This window comes from Desulfoplanes sp. PS50 (assembly GCF_053851535.1).
Window position 1 is genome coordinate 1 of the sequence record NZ_JBSPZA010000091.1, and the last position, 954, is coordinate 954.

1 protein-coding gene is annotated in these 954 nt (G+C 44.5%); it reads left to right on the forward strand.

Annotation, left to right across the window (positions count from 1 at the left end; genetic code table 11):
- Positions 1-46: 46 nt before the first annotated feature.
- The coding region (locus ACTVJH_RS15890; RefSeq protein ID WP_455992872.1) for a DUF927 domain-containing protein at positions 47-954 on the forward strand (908 nt) is incomplete at its 3' end.

The window sequence follows — 954 nt, forward strand, 5'->3', positions numbered from 1 at the left end:
AGGAATCGCACTAAATCATTGCGACTGCCTCCTCTGCCTGGATGACATGGGGCAGGCACCTCCAAATGTTGTATCAGCAGCATCTTATATGTTAGCAAACGGGCAAGGAAAGGCACGATCGAACAAATATGGAACAAAGACTAAAACAAGCGAATGGCGTTTACTAATTTTATCTTCGAGCGAAGTGACTTTAGCTGACAAAATAAGAGAAGATGGAAAAAATGCTATGGCAGGACAGTCGGTCCGATTCATAGATATTCCAGCTGATGCCGGAGCAGGAATGGGAGTATTCGAAGATATTCATGACGCGAAAAATCCGGGAGAATTTGCAAGTCAACTCCAGGCGGCATCGAATAGATACTACGGCACTCCACTACATCATTATTTAGATCATGTGGCGAGCAACAAACAGAAATCCATTGAATTTATTGAGCATGCATCCCAACTCTTCATCAAGGAACACCTCCCCAAAAATTCCTGCGGGCAAGTTCATCGCGCACTTAGCCGGTTTGCTCTGGTTGCTGCAGCTGGTGAATTGGCAATTTCCCTCAGCATCCTCCCGTGGCCGAAGGGATCAGCAATTAGAGCAACAAAGTCATGCATGGATAACTGGCTCGTAATCCGAGGGGGAACAGAATCACTCGAAATCCAGAATGGACTCTCGCAGGTCCGTCATTTTTTTCAAATTCACGGAGCTACTCGTTTCGAACGATTTGGAGAAAATGCTCACCAGAAAATTTATCATCGGGCTGGATATTTAGCTGAGATAAAAAAAGAAGTCTTCTTTCTAGTTTTTCCCGAAGTTTTCAGAAATGAGATTTGCGAAGGATTCGATTATACTAAAATTAGCCAGGCCGCCATAGAAAAAGGATGGCTCAAGCCCCAACCTCCCCACCACACCCAAAAGCTCAGAAATCCCAAAGGACGGTTCTATGTTTTTGATACATCTGTAGT